We start from the raw sequence: 24,857 nt of genomic DNA, 5'->3' as shown, positions 1-24,857 counted from the left end.
TCAGGGCAATACACCTAGGGCGGCGCACTGCGGCCGGGCGCACTGCGGCCGGGGCCGAGGGGCCTCAGCCGGAGGGTGCGGCTTCGGGCAGCGCGTCGATCAGTTCGTCGATCAGCTCGCGATCACTGGCCCGGGTCAGCCGGGCGCGGGCCTCGGCCGGGGGAAGCCACAGGACGCGGTCCACTTCCTTGTTGGGCGTGAAACGGCCCGCGACGGCCTCGGCGGCCCAGTAGCGCACATGTTTGGGCCGGTCGCCCACCCGGTAGGTCACCGTGCTCAGCTCGGCGCCGGGGACGGCGCTGTGGCCCGTCTCCTCCGCCACCTCGCGCAGGGCCCCCGCGAGCGGGTCCTCGCCGGGGTCGAGCTTGCCCTTGGGGTGCGACCAGTCGTCGTACTTCGGCCGGTGCACCACGCAGATCTCGAGGGTGCCGTCCGACGGGGAGCGGCGCCACAGCACGCAGCCGGCCGCCAGGACGGGCGCGCCGGACGGTCCGGGGGCGCCGGAGGCGGCGGGTGCGCCGGATGCGCCGGACGCGTCCGCGTCGGATGCCCCGGCTGTGCCGTTTGTGTCGTTCGGGGAAGTCAACGGTGCCTCACCACCCGTCAGTCGGCGTCGACGGTCTGTTTCTGCCACGCCTGCTGGAAGGCGAATCTGGCCGCCTCCACCTCGTGCCGCTGATCGGCGTGGAGCACACCGAGCGCGTACGCCGTCGCCGGGGCGATGCGCGGGGTGCGGGCCGCGGCGGCCGCGGCGGCCGCCGCCTTTGAGGCGTCGCGGTGCCGGTCCAGGGCCCGGCCGGCCGTCAGCAGACGGGGGTCCGCGGAGGCGTCGGGTCCGTGGACGACCTCACGGGCGTAGCGGTGCAGGCGCAGCAGCAGGCGGACCTGGTGCCAGGGCGTGTCCTGCGGATGGGGGGACGGGTCCGGGGACAGGCCGTGGACCAGGCCCTCCGCGTTGTACGGGCTGCCGGCGGTGACCAGGGGAAGCGCGGCGACGGCGGCCCTCAGACGTTCCTCGGCGGCGGCGGCCAGGGGCGTCAGGTCCGCGGCGGCGGCGGTGGGGGCGAGGGGGACGTCGCCGGCGAGGACGGCGACCTTGTCCGCCATGGCGTGGAAACGGGAGGAGTCCAGCGCCCGCAGGGCCGTGGAGTGGGCCCGGGAACGGGCCAAGGACAGCCGGCGGTCGAGCAGGGCGGCCGCCTTGGCCGCGCCCACGGTGAGGCCGTCGCGGTCCGCGTCGCCGCTGTCCGCGGGGCGGGGCGACAGGCGGTGCAGGGCCCGCAGCAGCCGCTCCAGACAGGCCCGGTGGGCGTGCTCGCGGGCCAGGGTGCCGGACAGCCAGGCCAGTTCCGGGCGCAGTTCCTCCGCCCAGCTCTCCTCCAGCAGGGGGCGGAAGGTGTGCAGGCTGCCGCTGATGCGGCGGGCCGAGCGGCGCAGGGCGTGCGCCGCGTCGGCGGACTTCCGGGCACCGTTTCCCGTGCCGCCGCTCTCGCGGTGCAGCCGCAGTGCCCGGAGGAACTCCGTGGCCTGGGCCCGCAGATAGTCCGCGAGGACCTCGGCGGGAACGGTGCTCCCGGCCGTGGGGTCCGCCGGGTCAGGGTGCCGATGTGCCACGCCGGCGCCTCCGGGCGTCTATGAGCATCTCCTGGATGTTGCGCAGGGGCAGGCCGTCCGGATCCGTCGCGTGCCGGGTCCATGTGCCGTCCGGGCCGAGGTGCCAGGAGGAGGTGGCGTCGGACATGCCGGTCTCCAGCAGCCGGTTCAGGGCCGCCCGGTGAGCGGGGTCGGTGACCCGGACCAGAGCCTCGATACGGCGGTCGAGGTTGCGGTGCATCATGTCGGCGCTGCCGATCCACACCTCGGGCTCGCCGCCGTTGCCGAAGATGAAGACGCGCGAGTGCTCCAGGAAACGGCCGAGGACCGAGCGGACGCGGATGTTCTCCGACAGGCCGGGCACCCCGGGGCGCAGGGCGCAGATGCCGCGCACCCAGATGTCGACCGGCACGCCCGCCCGGGACGCGCCGTAGAGGGCGTCGATGATCGTCTCGTCGACCATCGAGTTGACCTTGATGCGGATGAAGGCGGGACGCCCGGCGCGGTGGTGCTGGACCTCCTTGTTGATCCGTGAGACGAGGCCGTCGCGCAGGGACTTGGGGGCGACGAGCAGCCGCCGGTAGGTCTCGCGGCGGGAGTAGCCGGAGAGGCGGTTGAACAGGTCGGAGAGGTCGGCGCCGACCTGCGGGTCGGAGGTGAGCAGGCCGAGGTCCTCGTAGAGGCGGGCCGTCTTGGGGTGGTAGTTGCCGGTGCCGACATGGCTGTAGCGCCGCAGGACCTCGCCCTCCTGACGCACCACCAGGGACAGCTTGCAGTGGGTCTTCAGCCCGACCAGGCCGTAGACGACATGGCAGCCGGCCTCCTCCAGCTTGCGCGCCCACTTGATGTTGGCGTGCTCGTCGAAGCGGGCCTTGATCTCGACCAGGACGAGGACCTGCTTGCCGGACTCGGCGGCGTCGATGAGCGCGTCGACGATGGGGGAGTCGCCCGAGGTCCGGTACAGGGTCTGCTTGATGGCGAGGACGTCCGGGTCGGCGGCGGCCTGCTCGAGGAAGGCCTGGACGGAGGTGGAGAAGGAGTCGTAGGGGTGGTGCAGCAGCACGTCCCGTTCGCGCAGGACCGCGAAGATGTCGGGCGGCGAGGCGGACTCCACCTCCGCCAGGTCGCGGTGGGTGCCGGCGACGAACTTCGGGTACTTCAGCTCGGGCCGGTCCAGGCTGTGGATGCGGAACAGGCCGGTGAGGTCGAGCGGGCCGGGCAGCGGGTACACCTCGGCCTCGCTGATCTTCAGCTCCCGCACCAGCAGGTCGAGCACCTCGCGGTCGATGGACTCCTCGACCTCCAGGCGGACCGGCGGCCCGAAACGGCGCCGCATGAGCTCCTTCTCCAGGGCCTGGAGCAGGTTCTCGGCGTCGTCCTCCTCGACCTCCAGGTCCTCGTTGCGGGTGAGCCGGAAGGTGTGGTGCTCCAGGACCTCCATGCCCGGGAACAGCTCCTCCAGGTGGGCGGCGATGACGTCCTCGAGGGGGACGTAGCGGCCCGGGGAGCTCTCCAGGAAGCGGTTCAGCAGCGGCGGCACCTTGACCCGGGCGAAGTGGCGGTGGCCGGTGACCGGGTTGCGGACGACGACGGCCAGGTTCAGGGACAGGCCGGAGATGTACGGGAAGGGGTGCGCGGGGTCGACGGCCAGCGGCGTCAGCACGGGGAAGATGCGGTTCTTGAAGAGCGTGAACAGGCGGGCCTGCTCCTTCTCCGTGAGCTCGTTCCAGCGCACCAGATGAATGCCCTCCTCCGCGAGGGCGGGCGCGACGTCCTCGTGGAAGCAGGCGGCGTGCCGGGCCATGAGCTCACGCGAGCGTGCCCAGATCATCTCCAGCACCTCGCGCGGTTGCAGACCCGAGGCGGACCGGGTGGCGACCCCGGTGGCGATGCGGCGTTTGAGGCCGGCGACCCGGACCATGAAGAACTCGTCCAGGTTGCTGGCGAAGATCGCGAGGAAGTTCGCCCGCTCCAGCAGGGGCGTGTCCGGGTCCTCGGCGAGTTCCAGGACGCGCTCGTTGAAGGCGAGCCAGCTGCGCTCCCGGTCCAGGAAGCGATCAGGCGGCAACTGCTCGCTCCCGGGCGACGACTCCTTGTAGCGGTCGAGTTCGGTGTCGAGGTCCTGTGCCAGGCCGGAGGCCGTGCTCGCCGCGGTGCGCGGGCGGTGCGCGGTGATGGAGCCCACGGAGGGCTGAGGGGTGCGCAGGGAGGTACGGCCCGCGGCGCCTTTCCCGGGAGGAGAGGGGTGCGGCTGCGCTGCCTGGGAGTCTCGCTGCCTCATGAACCCATTCTTCCGCGCAGGGCGCGGGACAGTCGCGTCAAGGAGCACGGGCGGGAGCACGGCGGCGCACCCCGGGGGGAGCGGCGCGGGCTCGGGCACGGCGGGCTTTCACCGGTCGAGCGTCGCAGGCCCGTCTGAAGCAGCGGTTACGGAGACATGACGTGCGGGACACCGGGCGGTGGCCCGCAGGGGACCACCGGTGCCGGCCCGGCCTCCCGGTCGACCGGGTGTGCCGCGGTCGACCAGGTGTGCGGAAGGCGGGGACGGCCACTGCCCGCTTCCGGCCATGACGCCGGCGGTCCGCAGTGGAGATGGTTCGCACCGGCATGCGGATCACGGAGGCACCCGCCACGAGACCGTCCCGTGCTGCCCTGCTCGTCGCGGCCACCGCCCTGACGCCGGCACTGCGGGGCGGCGCTCCGGCGCCGGTGGTCAGCTCTCCGTGCGGTACATGAGATCGGTCTCGTACGTCGTGAAGCCCAGCCGTTCGTAGACCGACACGGCCGCCTTGTTGTCGGCGTCGACGTACAGCATCGCCGTCGGCAGTCCCTGCGCGGCCAGGTGCCGCAGACCGATCAGCGTGAGGGCCTTGCCGAGGCCGCCGCCCTGGGAACCGGGACGGACCCCGAGGACGTACACCTCGCCCAGCTGTTCCTCCTGGTGGACCTTGGTCCAGTGGAAGCCGATCAGCCGGCCGTCGCTCTCGCGCTCGGCGAGGAAGAACCCCTGCGGGTCGAACCACGGCTCGGCCTTGCGGTCGTCGAGGTCCCGCTGGGTGAGGGAGCCCTGCTCGGGGTGGTGGGCGAACGCCTCGGCGTTCACGGCGAGCCAGTCGGCGTCGTCCTGCCCGGGCACGAAGGTCCGTACCCTCACCCCCTCGGGCAGCACCGGCTCGGGCAGCTCGAGGTCCTTCAACGGCCGCCGCATCTGGCGCAGTTCACGGAACAGGGTCAGCCCGAGGACCTGTGCGAGATGCCGGGCGGCGGAGTGCCCGCCGTGCGCCCACACCCGCAGCCGCTTGCCGGACGCGGCGAGCAGCGCCGTGCCCAGCGCCCGCCCGTGCCCGCGTCCGCGGTGCGCCGGATGCACCACCAGCTCGGCGGCCGGCGCCTCCACCGGGTCGGTGTCCTCCAGCTGCGCGTATCCGACCAGCTTCCCGTCGACGCGCAGCAGCAGATGCGACACCCCCGGCCGGGCACCGCCGCGCAGCTGCAACCGTCCCTGCTCGGACACCGCCTGCTGCCCGTTGTACCGGGCGGCCACCGCCAGCAGCTCGAGCACGGCGTCGACCTCGTCCGACGAGAGCTCGGTGCGGGTCTCGAGGGAGCGGGCGGGGGGTGTGGTGTCGTCGCTGGTCATGGCACGAGGTTAACGCGCCCGCACTCTCCTGTCCGGGTGGCTCGTTCCGGCCCGGCGGCCTCGGCGGCGGCCGGGCCCGGAACCCGGAGAACGGATCGTGGCCGGTGTCCGGCCGGCTCAGACGCGGTGCCGACCGCTCTTCAGCCCGTCGACGAAGGCGGACCAGGAGCCGGCCGGGAAGACCAGAACGGGGCCGTCCGGGGCCTTGCTGTCACGGACGGGGACGACGCCGGGGAGTCCGTCCGCGACCTCCACGCAGTTGCCACCCTCCTGATTGCTGTAGCTGCTCCTGCGCCACACGACGCCGTGCGGATCGGGACGGGAGATGCGCTGCATGATGGTTGCCCTCCATCACGGACCGGATCATGTCGAGCGACATGAGTGGGGGCAGAGCTGCCGCCCGCAGCCGATCGTAAGTCAGTGTCAGGCGCCTGACATCGTCCGGTTCTTCGGTGAGTTGGCCGTGATGCGCTCCTTCCCTGTACGCGACCTCCGAGCCGTCCGGCAGCGTCAGAAGCGTGAGCGAGCCGCCCATCACCGGGTGCTCTCCCTGGTCGAAGGGCAGGACCTGCACGGTGATGGAGGTCTCCTCCGCGCTCCAGAGCAGTCGCTTCAACTGCTCGTGCATCACCGCGTGGCCGCCGACAGGACGTCTCAGAACCGCCTCGTCCAGAATGACCCACAAATCCGGCCGGTCGGGCGCGCCGAGGCGTTCCTGGCGCGTCATGCGGGCGGCGACCCTTTCCTCCAACTGCTCTTTTCCGGCCAGCGTCTGACCGACGCTCAGGACCGCCCGTGCGTAGTCCTCCGTCTGCAGCAGGCCCGGCACCACATGGGCCGTGTACTCACGGATGGACACGGCCCGCTCCGCGTACGCCATGAACATCCGTGACCAGTCGGGGAACGCCTCCCGGTACACGTACGGCCACAGGTCGACCAGCAGGTTGTCCGCGCCGAGGGCGACGTCCAGTGCCTGTGCCATGCGCAGGGTCGGTTTTGCCCCGCAGGCGCGTTCGATCTGGGCGATCCGGCTGCTCACCACATGGATCCTCCTGGCGAGTTCGGCCTGGGTCAGTCCGGCGGCCAGGCGGAGTCTGCGGACCCGTGAGCCGAACAGCGCCGCCATGGACGTACTGGGGTCGATTTCCTTGGCCAAGGCGTCACTTCCGTTTCCTGCGGGTTCTTACGAGTTGAGGGGTAAGGCCGCGCCATCTTCCGAAAGTAGGGCTCTGGACCGACTCTTGAGCACGGAACGTGAGGAATCGTGCACGAAGGGTGGACAGGCCGTGCTGACAGGAACGACCGCGCCGGGAGAAGGCGTGGCACCCGACACCCGTACGTTCGCCGCGCAGTTCGCCTCCACGACCCGAGGCGCACGGCTGGCCCGGCGTGCTGCCGTGCGGTGCGTGGAGGAATGGGGACACCCGCCGGAGTCGGACGTGTCGTGCACGGTGGCGCTCGTCGTCGGCGAGCTGGCGGCGAACGCGGTGCGGCACGGCCGGGTCCCCGGCCACGACTTCGCCCTGAGTCTCGCCCTCGACACGACGGCCGGGGTGATCCGCATCGAAGTGGCGGACGCCGCCTCGGCCAAACGACCACCGGCGACCGCGCCCTCGTGTCATCCCGAGGGGGAGTCGGGCCGTGGTCTGCTCCTGGTGGACGTGCTGGCCAGGGACTGGGGATGGGCTCCTCGCCGGCCCGTGGGCAAGACGGTCTGGGCGGAGGTGTCCTTGTCCTGACCGGCCTCCCGGCCCGCCCGGCGCCCGGTGGCATGGTCCGCCGGTGCCCGGGAACCCGGAACGGCCGGCACGGCTTTTCCGGCGGCCCCGCACCGCATGGCCGAGAGAGCGCACGGTCAGGACACCGGATCGCACGGCCGGGCGGACGGGGGCGCCGGCCCGGGCCGTCGTCCTGGTCCGGAACGAAAACGGCAAACGGCACAGGCGGCCGGCCCGCGCACCTCGTGTGTTGTGGCGCGGGTCACAGGGTGCCTACGGTGAGAGCTGCGTGAAGAAGGCCCTGGACCGCCCGAGCGGCGGCGCGGTCGGGGCACTTCCGCACGAGGAAGTGATCCTGGTGCCCATCGCCTGGGACGACATCGGCGGACTCGCCGATGCGCATGAGCGTTTCCTTTCCGGTGCGCCGCTCGAAGCGGACGTACGGGGGCCGGTGCTCGACTCCTGGAAGCGCTGCCGGCTCGCGGGGCTCGAGCCGCACCGGACGGCATGCCCCCATGTGCCCGGTCCGGGGCTGGACGACCGGTTCCTGCACGCCGCCGAGCCGGTACTGGGCGACCTGACCGTCTCGCTCGACGAGATGGGGGTGACGGTCGTGCTGTGCGACGGGGAAGGCCGCATGGTCCAGCGCCGCGGGGGCGGCCGGGAGCTGCTCCGGTGCCTCGACAAGGTGTCGTTCACCCCCGGATGCGATGTCTCCGAATCGGTCTCGGGCACCAACGGGGTGGGCACCGCGCTGACCGGACGCCGCCCGTTCTACGTCGCGGGCCGTGAGCACTTCGCCGACTTCCTGGTGCCGTTCGCCTGCGCGGGCGCGCCCGTCCGAGACCCGCTCAGCGGGCGCATCGAGGCCGTCGTCGACCTCACCTGCCTGCGCAAACACGGTGACCCCGCCATGCTGCGACTGGTCCGCGAAGCCGCTCGCAGCATCGAGACACGGCTGCTGGAGCAGGCCACGGAGCGTGAACGGGCTCTGCTCGCCGCCTACTGGCGGGCACGCCACGGCGCGCTCGGATGGTCCTGGCCCGGGCACACGCCGCCGGGCCCGGGGACCGGACACCGGAGCGCGGAACTCGGCCCGGTCGACCTGGCCCTGTTGCGGGAGAAGGCCGAGGCGCTCATCGCCTCCCCGGAGCACACCCTGGACGAGGTGGTCCTCCCCGGCGGGCGGGTCGCCACGCTGCGGTGTCGCCCGGTCACCGCGGCGGCGGGCGGGACCGGTGTGGTCGTCGAGGCCCGCATACGCGGTGGCCCCGGCCCGGCCGCCGCCGGGCCCGGCGTTCCGGCACCGCCCCGGGCCTTCCCGGCGACCGCCGGCACCTCCCCGTCCGCGCCCTCTCCCGCATCCCCGCCCGTGGCGCCGGGGACGGACGGAACACCTCCGGCCGCCCCGCACACGCCGGTGACCGCGTCCCCTTCGGCACACGGGGGCGACGGGCCGCACGCGCGGGCCCGGCCCGGACCGGACGATCGCGGCGGCAGCGGCCGTGGCGGCGCCGAGCAGGGCGGCGACGCAGGAGGCTGGCCGCTGCTCGTCGGGGAGACCGGCGTCAGCCGGCTGGCGGTGCAGGCCCGCCGGCGTCTGGAGCTGCTGCACGATGCCGCCCTGAACATCGGCAGCACGCTGGACGTCACCCGTACCGCGGAGGAGCTGGCGGAGGTGGCCGTCCCGCGGTTCGCCGACTTCACCGCCGTCGACCTGCCCGGTTCCGTGCTGGACGGCGAGGAGCCCGAGCCGTTCCGCGCGGGGACCGTGCTGCGCCGGGTGGCGCTGGGCGCCGTGCACAAGGACTCCTCCCTGTACGACGTCGGTGCGGAGATACGGTTCGCGCCGCTGACGCCGCAGGCCCGCAGCATGGACGGCCGGCAGCCCGTGCTCGAGCCCGTCCTGGCCGAGGCCGGCGGCTGGCTCACCCAGGACCCGGCGCGGAGCGAGCGGATTCTCGCGGCGGGCATCCACTCCCTGATCACGGTGCCGCTGCAGGCCCGCGGCGCGACCCTCGGCGTGGTGAGCTTCTACCGCTCCGCCAAGCCGGCCCCCTTCGAGGACGACGATCTGGCCCTGGCCCAGGAGCTGGCCGCCCGCGCGGCGATCTGCATCGACAACGCCCGCCGCTACACGCGCGAGCACAACACCGTTCTCGCCCTGCAACGCAGCCTGCTGCCCCGGGGCCGGCCCGAGGAGAACGCCGTCGACGTCGCCTTCCGCTACCTGCCCGCACGGACCGGGGTGAGCGGCGACTGGTTCGACGTCATCCCGCTGTCCGGCGCCCGGGTGGCGCTGGTGGTGGGCGACGTGGTCGGTCACGGACTGCACGCCGTCACCACCATGGGCCGGCTGCGCACCGCCGTCCACAACTTCTGCTCCCTGGACATGCCGGCCGACGACCTCCTCGCCCACCTGGACGACCTGGTGTGCCGGCTCGACCGGGGCGAGGGCTGGATGACGGAGCCCTCGCACCAGGGCTCCGGGATCATCGGCGCCACGTGCCTGCTCGCCGTGTACGACCCGGTGTCCCGGCGCTGCACCTTCACCCACGCCGGGCACCCCCGGCCCGCGGTGGTCGCCCCCGACGGCACGGTGACGTTCGTCGACCTGCCGCCGACGCCGCCGCTCGGACTCGGCGGGACGCCCTTCGAGACCGTCGAGCTGGAGCCGGCCGAGGGCAGCCGGCTGGTGCTGTACACCGACGGCCTGATCGAGAGGCGGTCCCAGGACGCCGGCGCCGGCCTGGACACGCTGCGCACCGTCCTCGCCCGCGCCGGCCAGGCTCCGGAGGACACCTGCGAGGCGGTCCTCGGCGCACTGCTCCCGGACCGGCCGGACGACGACGACGTCGTCCTGCTCGTCGCCCGTACCCATGCGCTCGGCCCGGAACGGGTCGCCCAGTGGGACCTGCCCGAGGACCCGACGGTCGTCTCCCGCGCCCGTGCGGCGGTCACCGCGCAGCTCGCCGCCTGGGGACTGGACGAGCTGGCCTTCACCACCGAGCTCGTCGCCAGCGAACTGGTCACCAACGCCCTCCGGCATGCCACCGGCCCGGTGCGGCTGCGGCTGCTTTGGGACCGCGCGCTCGTCTGCGAGGTCTCCGACGGCAGCAGTACGTCCCCCAGGCTGCGCCGTGCCAGGAGCGAGGACGAGGGCGGGCGCGGGCTCTTCCTCGTCTCCCAGCTCACCGAACGGTGGGGCACCCGCTACACCGCCGACGGAAAGGTCATCTGGGTGGAGCAGCCCCTGCCGTGAGGGGTGCCGATCGCCGGCGGCCGGTGATCGGCGATCGACGGCCGGCCGTGGGCCGCCAGTCGCCGGCCGTCGGCCGCCGACCGCCGGCCGCGCCGGTCGCCCGGTCGCGCACCGGGCCTTCTCCGGAGCCGTAGGGAGGGCCTCGCCCTGCCGAGCGTGGTCCGCCCCCTTGTCGCACCTATCGAATATCGATAGATTGTTATCGTTGTTCGATCGAGGGAGGGGTCATGGGAAAGGCGGCGGTGCTCGCCTTGCGGGCCGTGCTCGCGGTGCTGTTCGTCGGTTCGGTCTTCGTCCAGACGGTGATGGTGCCTCTGCTGGCCATCGACATGAACGGACTCAGGCCGGAATACGCGCACCTGCGCACCCCGATCCTTGTGATCATGGTTCTGGGCATCACGACGGCCCAGGTCGTCCTGGTCTGCGTATGGCGGCTGGTGACGATGGTGCGGCGCGGAACGGTGTTCTCCCACGCCGCCTTCCGGTACGTGGACATCGTGACCGGTGCCTTCGCGGCGGCGGCCGCCCTGGTGTTCGCGCTCGCCGTCGTCCTGGCGCCGGGGGAGGCCGTCGCCCCGGGCATCGTCCTTCTGATCTGCGGGGTCAGCCTGGCGGCCCTGGGGATCGCACTGATCGTGCTCGTGCTGCGGACGCTGCTCGCCCAGGCCGTCGCGCGTGACGTCGAGGCCGCGCGGATGCGGGCCGAGCTGGCAGGGGTGATCTGATGCCGATCGTCGTCGACATCGACGTGATGCTGGCCAAACGCAAGATGTCCGTGGGCGAACTCGCGGAACGCGTGGGGATCACCCCCGCCAACCTGGCGGTCCTCAAGAACGGCCGTGCCAAGGCGGTGCGCTTCACGACGCTCGCCGCACTCTGCGAGGCGCTCGACTGCCAGCCGGGAGACCTGCTGCGCTGGGAGCCCGAGGAGACCGCGGACCCGGACAGGACGCCGGCTGCCGAGGCCGGCAGCCGGGGCTGACCCCGGAACGGCGCACCGAAGCCCGGCGGCGCGTTCCCGGCGCCGGGCCCTCCCCGACCGCCGCGGCCGTCCGGCGCGCACCGGGCGCCGGACGGCCGCGGGTGACCACGCGGTCGCCTCACCGGGTGGTGGCGCGAGCGGCGTCGAGGATGAAGTCGGCGACGACGTCGGGATGCGAGACCATGACGGCGTGCGAGGAGCGGACCTCCTTGGTGCGGGCGCCCGCGCGTTCGGCCATCCAGCGCTGGACGGCGACGGGGATGGCGCGGTCCTCGGAGGTGAGCAGCACCCAGGAGGGGATGGACTTCCAGGCGGTTGCCGCCGGCTTGTCGTCCAGAGCCGAGGCGGCGATCGGACGCTGGGTCGCCGCCATCAACGCGGCCTGCTCGGCGGGGACGTCGGCCGCGAACTGATGACGGAACTTGTCCGGCTTGATGACGAGGTCGGTGCCGGTGGACCCGTCGGGCATGCGGTGGGTGAAGGACGTCACGCTCTCGTTGAGCGTGCTCCCCGGGAACTTCGCGGACAGGGCCGACGCGCTCTCGTCCTTCTCCGGAAGGAACGAGGCGGCGTACACCAGCGCCTTCACATCCGGGTCGCCGGCCGCGGCCTCGGTGATCACAAAGCCGCCGTAGGAGTGGCCGACCAGGACGATCGGTCCTTCGATGGCGTCGAGGACCCCCTTGAGATAGGCGGCGTCGCTCGAGACGTCGCGCAGCGGGTTGGCGACGGCCACGGCGTTGTAGCCGTCGTCCTTGAGACGCTGGATCACACCGTTCCAGCTGGAGGACTCGGCGAAGGCGCCATGCACGAGGACGACGGTGGGACGCTGCCCGGCCGTCGCGCCGTCCTTGCCCTGCGTCCCGTGATCCGGGACGGCCGGAGGGCCGCCCGCCGGTGCTGCCGCCATGATCAGCGCGGTACCGAGGAGCGTCGCCACGCCGACGGACCGTGTGCGTATGCGGCGTGCCCTGCGGTACGGAGGACGAGGCAACTTCATGGCTGTACCTCTTTCAGGGGACGGGCCGGTCGTGCATCAGCCTGAAGGACCAGCGCCCGCACGCCTTGCCGGACGAGTCCGTCCGAGTGATGACACAGCGTGGCCGACGACCGCGACGCACCGCCGGCGGCTCGGCAACTCCGCTGTGTGGAAGCAGGGTTGACCCGCCCGGAGCGCGGCGCAGCCCGGGACCGTCACGCCTGCCCGCCGGGACACATGCTCTTGCGGGCGGCGCCCGACGAACCGGAGAGTGCCGTTCAGGAGGAGCGGGCACGCCGGGGACGGTCCTGCGGAACCCCGGCGAGCCCTGCCACGTAGTCGTCGATGATGCGGGCCGCCTCCGCGAACGGCAGATGGAAGAACTCACGGTCCTTGCGGACGCGGTAGTCGGCGAGAAGGGCGTGAACGTCCGCTTCGACACGGTGGGCGTGGGCGACCGTCCACGCACCGCGGACGCCCCAGGGGATGACCACACCGGTCGCGGAGTTGATCTCCTTGGCCCGGGTCAGAGGATCACGGTTGGTGTAACCGATCTTGAGCATCTCGGGGGCTTCGCGGGTGGAGAGCACATAGATGAAGCCGCGGCCGTCGAGGGAAGCCGGGGCACCGGCGATGAAGTCGCGCAGCCGGTCCGGGAGCCCGGCGTTCCTCAAGGTCGTCGCGGCCTCCTCCGCCGCCTGCCAGTTGGCGTCCCGGAGACAGAGACGAAGGTGGCGGAGCGTGCTGGACGCCCGGCGTGCCTCCTTGTAGGACGGATAACCCAGTTGGGCGCACACCGTGAACCAGTCCCACTGCTTCTTGTCGTACGCCCGGGTGAACAGGCCCGTGACCGTCGAGAGGTCGTCGAGCCGGCCCAGAGCCGCATGGTGCCCCTGGGTGAGGGTGGCCAGAACCGTCCGCGCGGCCTCGACCCGCCTGCGCTGCACCTCCGGCTTGACCGGGGCCAGCCCGAATCCCCACTTGTGCTCTATCCGCTTGACCTGCCGACCAGCCCGACCGTGCGCCTCCATGCGGAGATCCTAAGCAACCACGAACAACCCTCCGGACCCGGAGCAGAGGGAAAAAAGCGGCAAAGGGTGCGATGGGGTCTCATGGAGACGGGACAGGAAAGGCTGCATGAAACGCCCTGTACGGCCTCTGACCTGTGCCGAGATGGCGGGACGTGAACCCACGACCTCTTTGTCCCGAAACACCTTGAGCGGGTGCTCGACTTCGGACTTGCGCGCTTCTCACCTGCGGCGGCGCTCCACAGCCGTACGCGATTGTCCGCTGCTGTTCGTGGCTGTTGTCGCGCGACCGGACACTCACCGGCCTGCTCGTCGACATCATCTGGTGGCTGGAGAGCTGCGAGGACGAGGAAGTGGATCCGGACTCCGCGGTGAAGATGACGGAGAGCGCGGGCTGGGCACTGCTGCAACTGCCCTCGGATCAACGCGAACGACTCCTGAAGACGCTCACAGGCTTGGCCGAAGCGGAGCAGGGCCCTGCACGGCGCGAGTTCCTGGAGTCGTTTCCCTTCGCCATCGGCCTGGCCGAGGAGCAAGAGGACTGAGCGCGAGGGCCGGCTGGTAGGCGCCGGTTCAGCTTCGTCCTCGGCCGTGGGCACGCCGGTTTGACGCGGTTGACGGCCGCCGTGCCTTCCACCGGGCGCTCAAGGGCATCGACGGGATCAACGCCGACGAGCGGACGCCTCGGGAACTCCGGCACGGCTTCATGTCCCTGTTGTCCGACCGTGGCGTCCTGCTGGAGGAAATCCTTCGGCTCGTCGTCACTCCGGCACGGCCGTGACCGAGAAGGTCTACCGGAAGCAGATCCGGCCCATGATCCAGACCGGTGCCGTGGTCATGGACGGCATCTTCAAGCGGGGACAGGAGCGGTAATTACGCAGATAGACACACGCACGAAAACAAGTGAGGCACCTAGGAACGTTCCTAGGTGCCTCACCTGGTGTTTCGGCTGTCGGGGTGGCGGGATTTGAACCCACGACCTCTTCGTCCCGAACGAAGCGCGCTGCCAAGCTGCGCCACACCCCGGTGTCGCCGCTCGCGGCGGCGACGACGTTTACTTTAGCCCACTGGCGGCCGGAGACGAAATCCGGTTTGGGCGGGGTGGCGGCCAGGAGTCGGCAGGGAGCCGTTCGGGGGAGGTGCGGGGCGCTACTCCCGGCTCACCAGGGTCAGCAGCGTCGCCTCCGGAGGGCAGGCGAAGCGGACCGGGGTGTAGCGGTTGGTGCCGCAGCCGGCCGAGACGTGGAGGTAGGAGGTGCGGCCCTCGGCGGTGTGGGTGGACAGGCCCTTCACCCGGTCGGTGTCCAGGTCGCAGTTGGTGACCAGGGCGCCGTAGAAGGGGATGCAGAGCTGGCCGCCGTGGGTGTGGCCGGACAGCTGGAGGTCCACGCCGTACCGGACGGCCTCGTGTATCTGCACCGGCTGGTGGGCGAGCAGCACGCACGCGCGTGCGGGGTCCCGGTCGCCGAGGGCCCGCTCGAAGTCGGGGCCCTGTCCCTCCCGCTCGCCCTGGACGTCGTTGACGCCGGCCAGGTCGAAGCCGGGCAGCTCGGTGCGCGCGTTCTCCAGGGGGAGCAGGCCGAGGCGCCGTACCTCCTCGACCCACTGCTCGGCGCCCGAGAAGTACTCGTGGTTGCCCGTGACGAAGTACGCCCCGTGCCGTGCCCGGAGCTCCGCCAGCGGCGCCGCCGCCGGCCCGAGGTCCTTGACGCTGCCGTCCACCAGGTCCCCGACGACCGCGATGAGGTCCGGCTGGGTCGCGTTGATCGTGTCGACGACCTTCTGCGCGAAACCGCGCCCCAGAACGGGCCCCAGGTGGATGTCGCTGACCACGGCGATCCGGAAGCCGTGCGCGGCCCTCGGCAGCTTCGCCAGCGGCACGGTGACCCGCTTCACCCGCGGCCCGCGCAGCACGCCGTGGGTCCCGTGTGCGACGGTCCCCACCGCGGCCGCCGCCGCGGCCCCGGCCACCACCCGGGACACGAACAGCCGCCGGCTGAGCTCCTGGGGGCGTGCCGGCTCCTCCCCGGCCGGGGCGGTCTCCTCGGGGACGGCCCGTGCCTCGGCGACGGCACAACTGCCGGACTTCTCCCGGACGTCGTGCGCCGGCGCCCGCCCGGGCTCCGCCCCGGCGGCCCCGGAATCCGACCGGGGGACGGCGTCCGCCTCGAAAGCGGGTTCCGTCCCAGGGCCGGCTTCCGCCCCGGAGGCGGGCGCCGGCTCGTGGACCGCCTCCGTCCGCTCCGCACGCCCCGTCCCGGCCTCCCGTGCCGCCGTACGGCCGAGGAGGCGGCGCAGAACGGGGCGCAGGGGCTCGGTGACCAGGACGGCCAGGAGGAGGTAGAGCGTCAGGGCCAGCCAGAGGTAACCGGGCCAGGCCAGGGCGCGTTTGAGCCAGAAGGGGATGTCGGCACGGGTGCCGGCGAAGGCCGCGACCGCCAGCAGCCAGCCGCCGGCGATCAGGACCGCGCCGGTGCGGCGCACCGCGCCGGGACCGCGCGTCGTGTCACGGAACAGACGCCGCCACAGGTACCAGTTGGCCGCCACCACGCAGGCCAGGACGAGCAGCGTCACGAGTACGAAGACGACCACCATGCCGCAGGGACCTTCCGGTTCGGAGTGTCGGGAACGCTATGACTTCCGGCGCAGTGCGCGCAGTCCGCGCAACCCGATGACCCCGATGGCCGTCCCCAATACGAAGGAGACGACGGCGAGCGCCAGATGCACCCAGAAGTACGCCGTCGGCCGGCCGTCGTCGAATGCGAGCCCGCTGCTGTCCTTGAAGAGATTCCTGACGAAAGTGACCCAGATGACCCAGCTCCACACCCCGAAGGCGAGCAGGAACCAGGAGACGGGGCGGCTGAGCTTCATACCCTCAGTATCGCTGCCGCTCCCCGGGCTCCGCGCCCGGGGTGAGGGGGCAGGCAGAACGTCACTGTCGGCGCCAGGTACGTTTCCGGTCGTGTCCGCTTCCCAGAAGACCGTCAGACGCTGCCTGTTGGCCGTTTCCACCGCACTGCTGTCCGTTTCCCTGACCGCGCCCGCCGCCCTCGCCGCGCCGGCCGCCCCGGCGGCGAGCCCGTCGGCCACTCCCCCGGCGCAGATGTCCACCGTGGGCGGTGCTCGCCTGGGGCGGCCGGGCACCCAGGTCGACCTGGCGGGCGGCGCCCCCGTCCTGCCGAAGGGCCTCACCGCCCGCTCCTGGATCGTGGCCGACGCCGAGTCCGGCGACGTCCTCGCCGCGCACAACGCGCACTGGCGGCTGCCTCCGGCCAGCACGCTGAAGATGCTGTTCGCCGACACCGTCCTGCCGAAGTTCCCCAAGACGCAGAAGCACAAGGTCGCCCCGGCCGACCTGGAGGGCCTGGGGGCCGGTTCCAGCCTGGTCGGCATAAAGGAGAACGAGACGTACACGGTCCACGACCTGTGGCTCGGCGTCTTCCTGCGCTCGGGCAACGACGCCGTGCGCGTCCTGGCCGCGATGAACGGCGGCATCGAGCCGACCGTCGAGGAGATGAACGAGCACGCGCAGGAGCTGCAGGCGCTCGACACGCATGTGGTCAGCCCGGACGGCTACGACGCCAAGGGCCAGGTCTCCTCGGCGTACGACCTGACCCTGATCGCCCGCTCCGGACTGCAGAAGAAGGACTTCCGCGAGTACTGCTCGACCGTACGGGCGTCGTTCCCCGGCGAGACGAAGAAGGACAAGAAGGGCAGGACCACACGCGGCTCCTTCGAGATCCAGAACACCAACCGGCTGCTGAGCGGCGACTACGACCTGCCCGTCTACCCGGGCATCGCGGGGGTGAAGAACGGCTACACCTCCAACGCGGGCTCCACCTTCACCGGAGTGGCCGAACGCGACGGCCGGGTGCTGCTGGTGACGGTGATGAACCCGCAGGGCGGGGGGCACAACCAGGTCTACAGGGAGACCGCCAAGCTGCTGGACTGGGGTTTCGCCGCCGCGGGCAAGGTGCGGCCGGTGGGTGAACTGGTGCCGCCGAGGAGCGCGGCCGGTGCGAAGGGGCAGCCGGGCTCCACGCCCTCGGCCGGCCAGGCGGACGGCAAGGGGGAGTCCCCGGACGCCACGACGAGCGCCTCCGCCGAGAAGGGATCCGGCGGCGCCGGTACCGCCCTCGCCGTCACGGGCGGCGTCCTGGTGCTGCTCGCCGTCGCGATGTTCCTGGTCAACCGCCGCTGGCCGCTGCCGGACCTGGTGGGCCGCCGGGATTCCTCCTCCTGACCCGGACGCCCCCTGCCCGCCCCGCCGCTCTGCGGCGGGGCGGCGGGCGGTGAGTGCCATGGCGGCGGCCGGGCTCCTCCCCCTCCGGTCCGGGCCGGCTACCGGACGGGCAGGGTCCCGTGGTCCATGGGGCCCGCCTGCGGGGGCACCACCGCGCAGCCGCCGAAGCCGAACTCACGCAGTTTGCGCCAGACCCCGTCGGGTCCCTGCTCGTGCAGGGCGAACCCGGTGCACGGCCACTCGGCCTCGTACTCGGCGAGCTCCTCGAAGGCGCGGTCCATGGCCTCGTCGTCGATGCCGTGCGCCACCGTCACATGCGGGTGGTAGGGGAACTGGAGTTCGCGCGGCACGGGCCCGGAGGCGTCACGGACCCGCTTCTGCAGCCAGGTGCACGCCTCGACGCCCTCGACGACCCGCACGAACACCACCGGCGACAGCGGCCGGAAGGTGTCCGTGCCGCTCAGCCGCATGGTGAACGGCCGTCCGGCCGCGGCCACCTCCGTCAGATGGGCCTCGACCGCGGGCAGTTCGCTGTCGTCGACCTCCGTCGGCGGCAGCAGGGTGACATGGGTGGGAATCCCGTGTGCCGCGGCGTCGCCGAAGCCCGCGCGCCGCTGCTGGAGCAGGCTGCCGTGGGGCTCCGGGACCGTGATCGACACCCCGATCGTTACGGTCCCCACGTCGTCTCCTGTCGTCGTGTCGGAAGCGTCGTCCGTCCGGTTCCGGTTCTCTCGGCAGTCCCGTCACTGCCGTGTGGCTCCGACTGTACGTCCACAGCCGTGTTGTGGGCAGGCGCAGCCGTGTGATGTGCAGCGCTCCGTCCGGTGCCGTGCGTGTGCCGTGGTGCGCCTCAGCGCTTGGCGGGCAGAAAGCCCACCTTGTCGTACGCCCGGGCGAGGGTCTCCGCGGCGACCGTGCGCGCCTTCTCCGCGCCCTCGGCCAGGATCGAGTCCAGCGTCTCCGGGTCGCCCAGGTACTGCTGGGTCCGCTCCCGGAACGGCGTCACGAACTCGACCATGACCTCGGCGAGGTCCGTCTTGAGCGCGCCGTAGCCCTTGCCGGCGTACTTCTCCTCCAGTTCGGCGATGCTCGTCCCGGTGAGGGTCGAGTAGATCGTCAGGAGGTTGCTGACACCGGGCTTGGTCTCCGGGTCGAAGCGGATGACGGTGTCGGTGTCGGTGACCGCGCTCTTGATCTTCTTCGCGGTGGCCTTCGGCTCGTCCAGCAGGTTGATGAGACCCTTCGGGGTGGACGCCGACTTGCTCATCTTGATCGTCGGGTCCTGCAGGTCGTAGATCTTCGCCGTCTCCTTGAGGATGTACGGCTCCGGGACGGTGAAGGTCTCGCCGAACCGGCCGTTGAAGCGCTCGGCGAGGTCGCGGGTGAGTTCGATGTGCTGGCGCTGGTCCTCGCCGACCGGCACCTGGTGCGCCTGGTACAGCAGGATGTCGGCGACCTGGAGGATCGGGTAGGTGAACAGGCCGACACTCGCCCGGTCGGCCCCCTGCTTGGCGGACTTGTCCTTGAACTGGGTCATGCGGCTGGCCTCGCCGAAGCCGGTGAGGCAGTTCATGACCCAGGCGAGCTGGGCGTGCTCGGGGACGTGGCTCTGGACGAACAGCGTGCAGCGCTCGGGATCGAGTCCCGCCGCCAGCAGCTGGGCGGCGGCGAGGCGGGTGTTGGCACGCAGCTCCCGGGGGTCCTGCGGCACGGTGATCGCGTGCAGGTCGACGACCATGTAGAACGCGTCGTGGGACTCCTGGAGGGCCACCCACTGCCGGACGGCGCCGAGGTAGTTGCCGAGGTGGAAGGAGCCTGCGGTGGGCTGGATTCCGGAGAGCACACGGGGTCGATCAGAGGCCATGTCCCCCATTCTCTCAGGTGCCGGACCCTCCTCGGTCCAGGAGCGCCCGGCCGGGGAGCCGGCCGGCGGCGGGCGGCCCGCGGGCCCGCCGGCGGCAGACTGCCGGCTCCCTGCGCGGCGGTCCGGAACGGACGGGAACCGGATCGGCCCGCGCGGTGTACCAAGGGTGTGAGAACGCGGGAGGGGGGCCGCACCGTCGACGAGGCCGCAGTGCTCGCCCGTGTACGCGCCGGAGAGCCGGAGGCGTACGCGGAGCTGGTGCGGGCCCACACGGGCATCGCGCTCAGGGCGGCCGTGGCGCTCGGAGCGGGGACGGACGCGGAGGACGTGGTGCAGCAGGCCTTCGTCAAGGCGTACTGCGCCCTGGGCCGGTTCAGGGAGGGCTCGGCCTTCAAGCCGTGGCTGCTGTCCATCGTCGCCAACGAGGCCAGGAACACCGTGCGCACGGCGGTCCGGCAGCGCACGCTCATCGGCCGGGAGGCCGCCTTCAGGGAGGCCGAGCCGTTGATACCGGAGGCGGCGGACCCGGCGGTGGCGACCCTGCGGACCGAGCGCCGTACCGCCCTGCTGGCCGCCCTGGAGCAGCTGAGCGAGGAGCACCGTCTGGTCGTCACCTACCGCTATCTGCTGGAGATGGACGAGTCGGAGACCGCCCAGGCCCTGGGCTGGCCCCGCGGGACCGTGAAGTCCCGGCTCAACCGCGCCCTGCGCAGGCTGAACCGTCTGCTGCCGGACCTCCGGCCCCAGGAAGAAGGACGAGAAGGACGGGAAGGCCGGGAAGGAGGTGGGAAGCGTGCGTGAGCCGGAGGACGTCTCCCGGCTGCGGGAGGAGCTGCGGGCACTGGGGCGGTCGCTGGACGCACCCGGCTCGCCGGGCGCCACGGGCTCGGGTGCCGCGGAGGCGGAGACGATGGCCGAGCGGGTGCTGCGGCAGATACTGGCCGACCGGGTGCCGGTGCCGGTGGCCGAGCCGGCGGGTGCGGGCGAGTGGCTGCGGGCGGTGCGGCACTGGATGCGCATCCGGTGGCGTTCGCTGACGGCGGCCCTCTGCGGTCTGCTCACGGCGCTCGCGCTCACTCCCCCGGTGCGGGCGGAGGTCCTCGGCTGGTTCGGCTTCGCGGGTGTCGAGGTGCGGTACGACCCGTCGGCGGTGCCCTCGCCGGGGGCCCGGGTTCCCGGCTGCGGCCGGTCGCTGTCCCTGGAGCAGGCCCGGCGGCAGGCCGGTTTTGCCCCCCTCGTGCCGGCCGAGCTCGGTGTACCGGACGCGGTGACGGTGACCGGCGATCCGGCGGGACGGCTCTTCGTGACCCTGTGCTGGCACGAGCAGGGGCGGACCGTACGGCTCGACCAGTACCCGCAGCGGCTGGACCCCGGCTTCGTCAAGAGCGTGCGGGAACCACCGGAGTGGGTGCGGCTGGACACGACGGTCCCGGCCGACGGCCTCCGGAACCCCGCCCTGTGGTTCCCGCGCCCCCATCTGCTCACCTTCTGGCTGATGGACACCGACGGCCACCGGTTCACCCGCAGCGGGCGGACGGCCGGTCCGACGCTGCTGTGGATGCGGGAGACCGGCGGCCGCGATGTGACGCTCCGGCTGGAGGGAGTGGTGTCGAAGGAGCGGGCGGTGCGGATCGCGCGGTCGGATGTGCTGGAGCCCGGGGCATCCGGGCGGTCCTCGTAAGAGCGCGGGAACGGTGCGCGCGGGACGGGAACCCCGGCGGGCCGGGCGGTGTACCAGAAGCGACACGCGGCCCGTGGGCGGGCCGCATGGGGGCGTCCGGCTGGGGGTTCGGATGAGCAGGTGGAGAGTGCGTGAGTCGACGGGCTGGGTGGGCGCGTTGGCGGTGGTGCTCGCACTGATGGTGTGGGGTGCGCCCTTCGCGGCGGCCGGCGGACCGACGAGCGTGCTCGTGGCCTCACCGCGCAGCGGCGAGGCCACCGCGTTGTCCTCCGTCCAGAAGGAGTACAAGCTCGTCCAGAAGGAGTACAAGCTGCTGGAGCGGCTTCTGGGACCGGCGCACACCGGCAGCAGGGACCAGCCCTCCGACGCCGGTCTGAGCGACGCCCGGCAGATCAATGTGACCTGGATGGTGCACGACATGACGCCGTGGCGACTCGACCGGGTGTTCCCGCTGCCCGACACCGACACCGTCTGGATCCACACGGCGGCGCACCTGCCCGAGTCCGTGAACGGCCACTGGCACCGCGCCGAGCAGCCCGGCAGGCTGCGTGCCCTGCTCGGGAAGCTGGGCGTCATGGGCGAGGAGACGGACAAGGGACACCCCGGCATCTTCCCGGCGCCCTGGCAGCACGAGACCGCCACGCCGGAGGCGGACGCGCCGGCCGCGGACGAGGACAGCACGCCGCGCGAACCCGATGTGGCGCTGGTCGTCATGGGCGGCTCGGCGCGGACGAGGACGCTGCACCAAGGAGAGCCCGGCTTCGCCCGGCTCCAGGAGCTGCTGCAGCCGTCGTCCACAGGGACGGAGCCGGTACCCGCGGCCTGGGCGGAAGGGCGGTATCCGGCGGTGCGGGCGACCGTGCTGTGGGGACTGACCGGGGTCGGGGGGTGGCCGCTGACGAGCAGGCCCCCGGGAGAGGATGTGGCGCTGAAGCGGCAGGACCAGTTGATCGTGGCGGAGGACGGCACTCCCTGGGTGCGGTCGGACCTGGCACCGGATGTGGAGGACGACGACATCCGCTGGCACCGGGCACCGCGACATCTGTACGAGCGGCTGAAGGACTCGGAGCTGCTGGGTGATACGGACCGCCCGTCCGGTGCGGCCCGCAGCGACAGCAGCGTTTCCCTGTGGTGGGCGGTCGGCGGGCTCGCCGTGGGAGCCGGCGGCACGCTGCTGATACACCGCGCGGCGGCCCGGCGTGGTGCCGGACCGCCGCGCAGGGAGCCACGACAGGAGCTGATCGACCTGTGAGTCCCTTGGCCCGGACGGGGGGCGTCCCCTCATCCGGACGGGGGTGTCAGCCGAGGTCGATCTCCGGGTACAGCGGGAAGCCGGCCACCAGGTCGCTCGCACGGCGGGAGATCTCGTCGGCGATCTTCGGGTCGAGGACATGGGTGGCCTTGGACGGGGCGCCCGACTTGGTGGTCCCGGGCTCGGCGGCCGTCAGGGCGCGGTGGATGAGGTCCGCGACCTCGTCCATCTCCGCGGTGCCCAGACCGCGGGTGGTCAGCGCGGGCGTGCCGACGCGGATGCCGGAGGTGTACCAGGCCCCGTTGGGGTCGGCCGGGATCGCGTTGCGGTTGGTGACGATGCCGGACTCGAGCAGGGCGGCCTCGGCCTGACGGCCGGTGAGGCCGTAGGAGGAGGCGACGTCGATCAGGTTGAGGTGGTTGTCGGTGCCGCCGGTCACCAGGGTGGCGCCGCGGCGCAGCAGGCCCTCGGCCAGGGCGCGGGAGTTGTCGACGATCCGCTGGGCGTAGTCCCGGAAGGAGGGCTGCCGGGCCTCGGCCAGGGCGACCGCCTTGGCGGCCATGACGTGCGGAAGGGGGCCGCCGAGGACCATCGGGCAGCCGCGGTCGACCTGGTCCTTGAGGGAGTCGTCGCACAGGACCATGCCGCCGCGCGGGCCGCGCAGGGACTTGTGGGTGGTGGTCGTGACGATCTGGGCGTGCGGGACCGGGTCGAAGTCGCCGGTGAGGACCTTGCCGGCGACCAGGCCCGCGAAGTGCGCCATGTCGACCATGAGCGTGGCGCCGACCTCGTCGGCGATCTCGCGCATGATCCGGAAGTTCACCAGGCGGGGGTAGGCGGAGTAGCCGGCGACGATGATCAGCGGCTTGAACTCGCGGGCCTGGGCGCGCAGCGCGTCGTAGTCGATGAGGCCGGTCTTCGGGTCGGTGCCATAGGACCGCTGGTCGAACATCTTGCCGGAGATGTTCGGGCGGAAGCCGTGGGTGAGGTGGCCGCCGGCGTCCAGGGACATGCCGAGCATGCGCTGGTTGCCGAAGGCCTGCCGCAGCTCGGCCCAGTCGGCCTCGGAGAGGTCGTTGACCTGGCGGACCCCGGCCTTCTCCAGGGCGGGGGCCTCCACGCGCTGGGCGAGGACGGCCCAGAAGGCGACGAGGTTGGCGTCGATGCCGGAGTGCGGCTGGACATAGGCGTGGCGGGCGCCGAAGAGCTCACGGGCGTGCTCGGCGGCCAGCGACTCCACGGTGTCGACATTGCGGCAGCCGGCGTAGAAGCGGCGGCCGACGGTGCCCTCGGCGTACTTGTCGCTGAACCAGTTGCCCATGGCCAGCAGGGTGGCCGGGGAGGCGTAGTTCTCGGAGGCGATCAGCTTGAGCATCTCGCGCTGATCGGCGACCTCCTGGCCGATGGCGTCGGCCACGCGCGGCTCGACGGCACGGATCACGTCGAGAGCGGCGCGGAAGGCGACGGACTCGCGGGACAGGGCCGCGGAGCTCTCGGGGTTCTCAGGCATCAGGACCTCCGGACGTGGCGTTCGGCGTTCACGGTACGGCCCAGGCGCACGGCACTCTTTCCCGTTCGGGCCGCTCCCCGATGGTCGGTCCCATCCCAGCGCGCCAGTCACGGCCCGCAGTCAGCCTACCGGGCGCGCCGAACGGCGCAGTTCCCGCGTCCACCATACGAGCGGGGTTAGGAAGGAGGACGGCCTCCCTTCCACCGGGGGGCGTCCCCTCGTCGTCCTCGGGAGCCGCCGTGACCACTACGGAAGACCTCATCGCCGTCGCCGACGCCCACAGCGCGCACACCTACCATCCGCTGCCCGTGGTGATCGCCACCGCGGACGGCGCCTGGATGACGGATGTGGAGGGCCGCCGGTACCTGGATCTGCTGGCCGGTTACTCGGCGCTGAACTTCGGGCACCGCAACCGCCGGCTGCTCGACGCGGCCAGGGCGCAGATGGAACGGGTGACGCTGACGTCGCGGGCCTTCCACCACGACCGGTTCGGCGCGTTCTGCGAGCAGCTGGCGGCGCTGTGCGGGATGGAGGCGGTGCTGCCGATGAACACCGGCGCGGAGGCGGTGGAGACGGCCGTGAAGACGGCCCGGAAGTGGGGCTACCGGGTCAAGGGCGTGCCCCGGGAGATGGCGAAGATCGTGGTCGCGGAGAACAACTTCCACGGCCGCACCACCACGATCATCAGCTTCTCCACCGATCCGGGGTCGAGGGCGGACTTCGGCCCGTACACGCCGGGCTTCGAGATCGTGCCGTACGGGGACCTGACGGCGATGCGGTCGGCGCTGACGGAGAACACGGTCGCCGTGCTGCTCGAGCCGGTCCAGGGCGAGGCGGGGGTGGTGGTGCCGCCCGCCGGCTATCTGCCCGCGGTGCGGGAGCTGACACGGGAGCGGAACGTGCTGTTCATCGCCGACGAGATCCAGTCGGGGCTGGGACGCACGGGCCGTACCTTCGCATGCGAGCACGAGGGGGTCGTCCCGGACATGTACGTCCTGGGGAAGGCGCTGGGCGGCGGAATCCTGCCGGTGTCGGCGGTGGTGTCGTCACGGGAGGTGCTCGGGGTGTTCCGGCCGGGCGAGCACGGGTCGACGTTCGGCGGCAA

General features: G+C 72.2%; 23 protein-coding genes, 1 tRNA gene, 1 pseudogene and 1 riboswitch. Of the genes and pseudogenes, 11 read left to right on the top strand and 14 right to left on the bottom strand.

The window, feature by feature from the left end; genetic code table 11:
• Positions 1-64 precede the first annotated feature (64 nt).
• The 6 genes from CCN35_RS10865 to CCN35_RS10840 form a co-directional block, all read right to left on the bottom strand.
• The gene (locus tag CCN35_RS10865; RefSeq protein ID WP_067393940.1) at positions 65-472 is read right to left on the bottom strand and encodes an NUDIX hydrolase; all 408 of its coding nucleotides are present in this window, start codon (positions 470-472) and stop codon (positions 65-67) included.
• A gap of 131 nt (positions 473-603) precedes the next feature.
• Positions 604-1,614 carry a CHAD domain-containing protein gene (locus CCN35_RS10860; protein ID WP_086792420.1) on the bottom strand — a complete coding sequence of 337 codons (1,011 nt, stop codon included), beginning with the start codon at positions 1,612-1,614 and terminating at the stop codon, positions 604-606.
• On the bottom strand, positions 1,595-3,874 hold the full coding sequence (locus tag CCN35_RS10855; protein ID WP_245863109.1) for an RNA degradosome polyphosphate kinase: 2,280 nt from the start codon (positions 3,872-3,874) through the stop codon (positions 1,595-1,597). Before CCN35_RS10855 ends, CCN35_RS10860 begins: the two co-directional genes overlap by 20 nt.
• 432 nt (positions 3,875-4,306) lie before the next feature.
• The gene (mshD, locus tag CCN35_RS10850; RefSeq protein WP_086792418.1) at positions 4,307-5,233 is read right to left on the bottom strand and encodes a mycothiol synthase; all 927 of its coding nucleotides are present in this window, start codon (positions 5,231-5,233) and stop codon (positions 4,307-4,309) included.
• Between the two features lie 117 nt (positions 5,234-5,350).
• Positions 5,351-5,533 (bottom strand): DUF397 domain-containing protein, encoded by a 183-nt coding sequence (locus tag CCN35_RS29330; protein WP_079129699.1) that lies wholly within the window; start codon positions 5,531-5,533, stop codon positions 5,351-5,353.
• The gene (locus CCN35_RS10840; RefSeq protein ID WP_067393930.1) at positions 5,445-6,359 is read right to left on the bottom strand and encodes a helix-turn-helix domain-containing protein; all 915 of its coding nucleotides are present in this window, start codon (positions 6,357-6,359) and stop codon (positions 5,445-5,447) included. Before CCN35_RS10840 ends, CCN35_RS29330 begins: the two co-directional genes overlap by 89 nt.
• A gap of 193 nt (positions 6,360-6,552) precedes the next feature.
• On the opposite strand from CCN35_RS10840, the gene CCN35_RS10835 reads away from it, so the two are divergent.
• The 4 genes from CCN35_RS10835 to CCN35_RS10820 all read left to right on the top strand — a co-directional run bounded on the left by CCN35_RS10835 (position 6,553) and on the right by CCN35_RS10820 (position 11,195).
• Positions 6,553-6,972 carry an ATP-binding protein gene (locus CCN35_RS10835; RefSeq protein ID WP_236560606.1) on the top strand — a complete coding sequence of 140 codons (420 nt, stop codon included), beginning with the start codon at positions 6,553-6,555 and terminating at the stop codon, positions 6,970-6,972.
• Positions 6,973-7,240: 268 nt separating this feature from the next.
• On the top strand, positions 7,241-10,213 hold the full coding sequence (locus CCN35_RS10830) for a SpoIIE family protein phosphatase (protein WP_236560605.1): 2,973 nt from the start codon (positions 7,241-7,243) through the stop codon (positions 10,211-10,213).
• A gap of 227 nt (positions 10,214-10,440) precedes the next feature.
• Complete coding sequence (locus CCN35_RS10825) at positions 10,441-10,938, top strand: DUF2975 domain-containing protein (RefSeq protein ID WP_067393866.1); 498 nt, start codon at positions 10,441-10,443, stop codon at positions 10,936-10,938.
• Positions 10,938-11,195 (top strand): helix-turn-helix domain-containing protein, encoded by a 258-nt coding sequence (locus tag CCN35_RS10820; RefSeq protein WP_067393863.1) that lies wholly within the window; start codon positions 10,938-10,940, stop codon positions 11,193-11,195. The genes CCN35_RS10825 and CCN35_RS10820 overlap by 1 nt, the downstream gene beginning before the upstream one ends.
• Positions 11,196-11,313: 118 nt before the next feature.
• On the opposite strand, the gene CCN35_RS10815 is transcribed toward CCN35_RS10820, so the two are convergent.
• A complete protein-coding gene (locus CCN35_RS10815; RefSeq protein ID WP_086792428.1) occupies positions 11,314-12,105 on the bottom strand; it encodes an alpha/beta fold hydrolase in 792 nt (263 codons plus the stop codon).
• Between the two features lie 347 nt (positions 12,106-12,452).
• Positions 12,453-13,205 carry a GIY-YIG nuclease family protein gene (locus CCN35_RS10810; RefSeq protein WP_067393859.1) on the bottom strand — a complete coding sequence of 251 codons (753 nt, stop codon included), beginning with the start codon at positions 13,203-13,205 and terminating at the stop codon, positions 12,453-12,455.
• A 275-nt stretch (positions 13,206-13,480) separates the two neighbouring features.
• Between CCN35_RS10810 and CCN35_RS10805 the strand changes: the two genes are divergently transcribed.
• Together CCN35_RS10805 and CCN35_RS10800 are read left to right on the top strand one after the other, a co-directional pair.
• Positions 13,481-13,747: a hypothetical protein gene (locus CCN35_RS10805; RefSeq protein WP_236560603.1), complete on the top strand. Its 267-nt coding sequence runs from the start codon at positions 13,481-13,483 to the stop codon at positions 13,745-13,747.
• 31 nt (positions 13,748-13,778) lie between these two features.
• A pseudogene (locus CCN35_RS10800) lies at positions 13,779-14,075 on the top strand (site-specific integrase); the annotation flags it as partial.
• 79 nt (positions 14,076-14,154) lie between these two features.
• Here the strand turns inward: CCN35_RS10800 and CCN35_RS10795 are convergent.
• The 3 genes from CCN35_RS10795 to CCN35_RS29325 form a co-directional block, all read right to left on the bottom strand.
• Positions 14,155-14,228: transfer RNA gene (locus tag CCN35_RS10795), tRNA-Pro, on the bottom strand.
• 123 nt (positions 14,229-14,351) lie between these two features.
• Positions 14,352-15,797 (bottom strand): metallophosphoesterase, encoded by a 1,446-nt coding sequence (locus CCN35_RS10790; RefSeq protein ID WP_245863107.1) that lies wholly within the window; start codon positions 15,795-15,797, stop codon positions 14,352-14,354.
• A gap of 36 nt (positions 15,798-15,833) precedes the next feature.
• Entirely contained in the window at positions 15,834-16,073 is a 240-nt protein-coding gene (locus CCN35_RS29325) for an SCO4848 family membrane protein (RefSeq protein WP_067394495.1), read from the bottom strand.
• Between the two features lie 91 nt (positions 16,074-16,164).
• Here CCN35_RS29325 and CCN35_RS10780 point away from each other — a divergent pair, with 91 nt between their 5' ends.
• Positions 16,165-17,445, top strand: a complete 1,281-nt coding sequence (locus CCN35_RS10780) for a D-alanyl-D-alanine carboxypeptidase family protein (protein WP_067394498.1) — start codon at positions 16,165-16,167, stop codon at positions 17,443-17,445.
• Between the two features lie 98 nt (positions 17,446-17,543).
• Here the strand turns inward: CCN35_RS10780 and CCN35_RS10775 are convergent, their stop codons facing one another.
• Both CCN35_RS10775 and trpS read right to left on the bottom strand, forming a co-directional pair.
• The gene (locus CCN35_RS10775; protein WP_067394501.1) at positions 17,544-18,125 is read right to left on the bottom strand and encodes a 2'-5' RNA ligase family protein; all 582 of its coding nucleotides are present in this window, start codon (positions 18,123-18,125) and stop codon (positions 17,544-17,546) included.
• Between the two features lie 170 nt (positions 18,126-18,295).
• Positions 18,296-19,309 (bottom strand): tryptophan--tRNA ligase, encoded by a 1,014-nt coding sequence (trpS, locus tag CCN35_RS10770; RefSeq protein ID WP_067394662.1) that lies wholly within the window; start codon positions 19,307-19,309, stop codon positions 18,296-18,298.
• A 168-nt stretch (positions 19,310-19,477) separates the two neighbouring features.
• Here trpS and CCN35_RS10765 point away from each other — a divergent pair, with 168 nt between their 5' ends.
• The 3 genes from CCN35_RS10765 to CCN35_RS30080 all read left to right on the top strand — a co-directional run bounded on the left by CCN35_RS10765 (position 19,478) and on the right by CCN35_RS30080 (position 22,242).
• Positions 19,478-20,110: an RNA polymerase sigma factor gene (locus CCN35_RS10765; RefSeq protein WP_211285507.1), complete on the top strand. Its 633-nt coding sequence runs from the start codon at positions 19,478-19,480 to the stop codon at positions 20,108-20,110.
• Positions 20,103-20,990 carry a hypothetical protein gene (locus CCN35_RS10760; protein WP_245863105.1) on the top strand — a complete coding sequence of 296 codons (888 nt, stop codon included), beginning with the start codon at positions 20,103-20,105 and terminating at the stop codon, positions 20,988-20,990. The genes CCN35_RS10765 and CCN35_RS10760 overlap by 8 nt, the downstream gene beginning before the upstream one ends.
• Positions 20,991-21,117: 127 nt before the next feature.
• A complete protein-coding gene (locus CCN35_RS30080) occupies positions 21,118-22,242 on the top strand; it encodes a hypothetical protein (RefSeq protein WP_342748590.1) in 1,125 nt (374 codons plus the stop codon).
• A 46-nt stretch (positions 22,243-22,288) separates the two neighbouring features.
• Here the strand turns inward: CCN35_RS30080 and CCN35_RS10750 are convergent, their stop codons facing one another.
• Positions 22,289-23,752 (bottom strand): glycine hydroxymethyltransferase, encoded by a 1,464-nt coding sequence (locus CCN35_RS10750; protein WP_086792412.1) that lies wholly within the window; start codon positions 23,750-23,752, stop codon positions 22,289-22,291.
• Between the two features lie 31 nt (positions 23,753-23,783).
• A riboswitch (ZMP/ZTP riboswitch) is annotated at positions 23,784-23,873 on the bottom strand.
• Positions 23,874-23,991: 118 nt separating this feature from the next.
• Here CCN35_RS10750 and rocD point away from each other — a divergent pair.
• Positions 23,992-24,857 (top strand): ornithine--oxo-acid transaminase (gene rocD, locus CCN35_RS10745; RefSeq protein WP_086792410.1); only part of this gene is annotated, 866 nt, incomplete at its 3' end.

The sequence above is a fragment of the Streptomyces thermovulgaris genome (assembly GCF_002155915.1).
Lineage (GTDB): Bacteria > Actinomycetota > Actinomycetes > Streptomycetales > Streptomycetaceae > Streptomyces > Streptomyces thermovulgaris.
The sequence above is the reverse complement of the archived record's forward strand: the minus strand, read 5'-3'. Positions and strand labels throughout refer to the sequence as shown.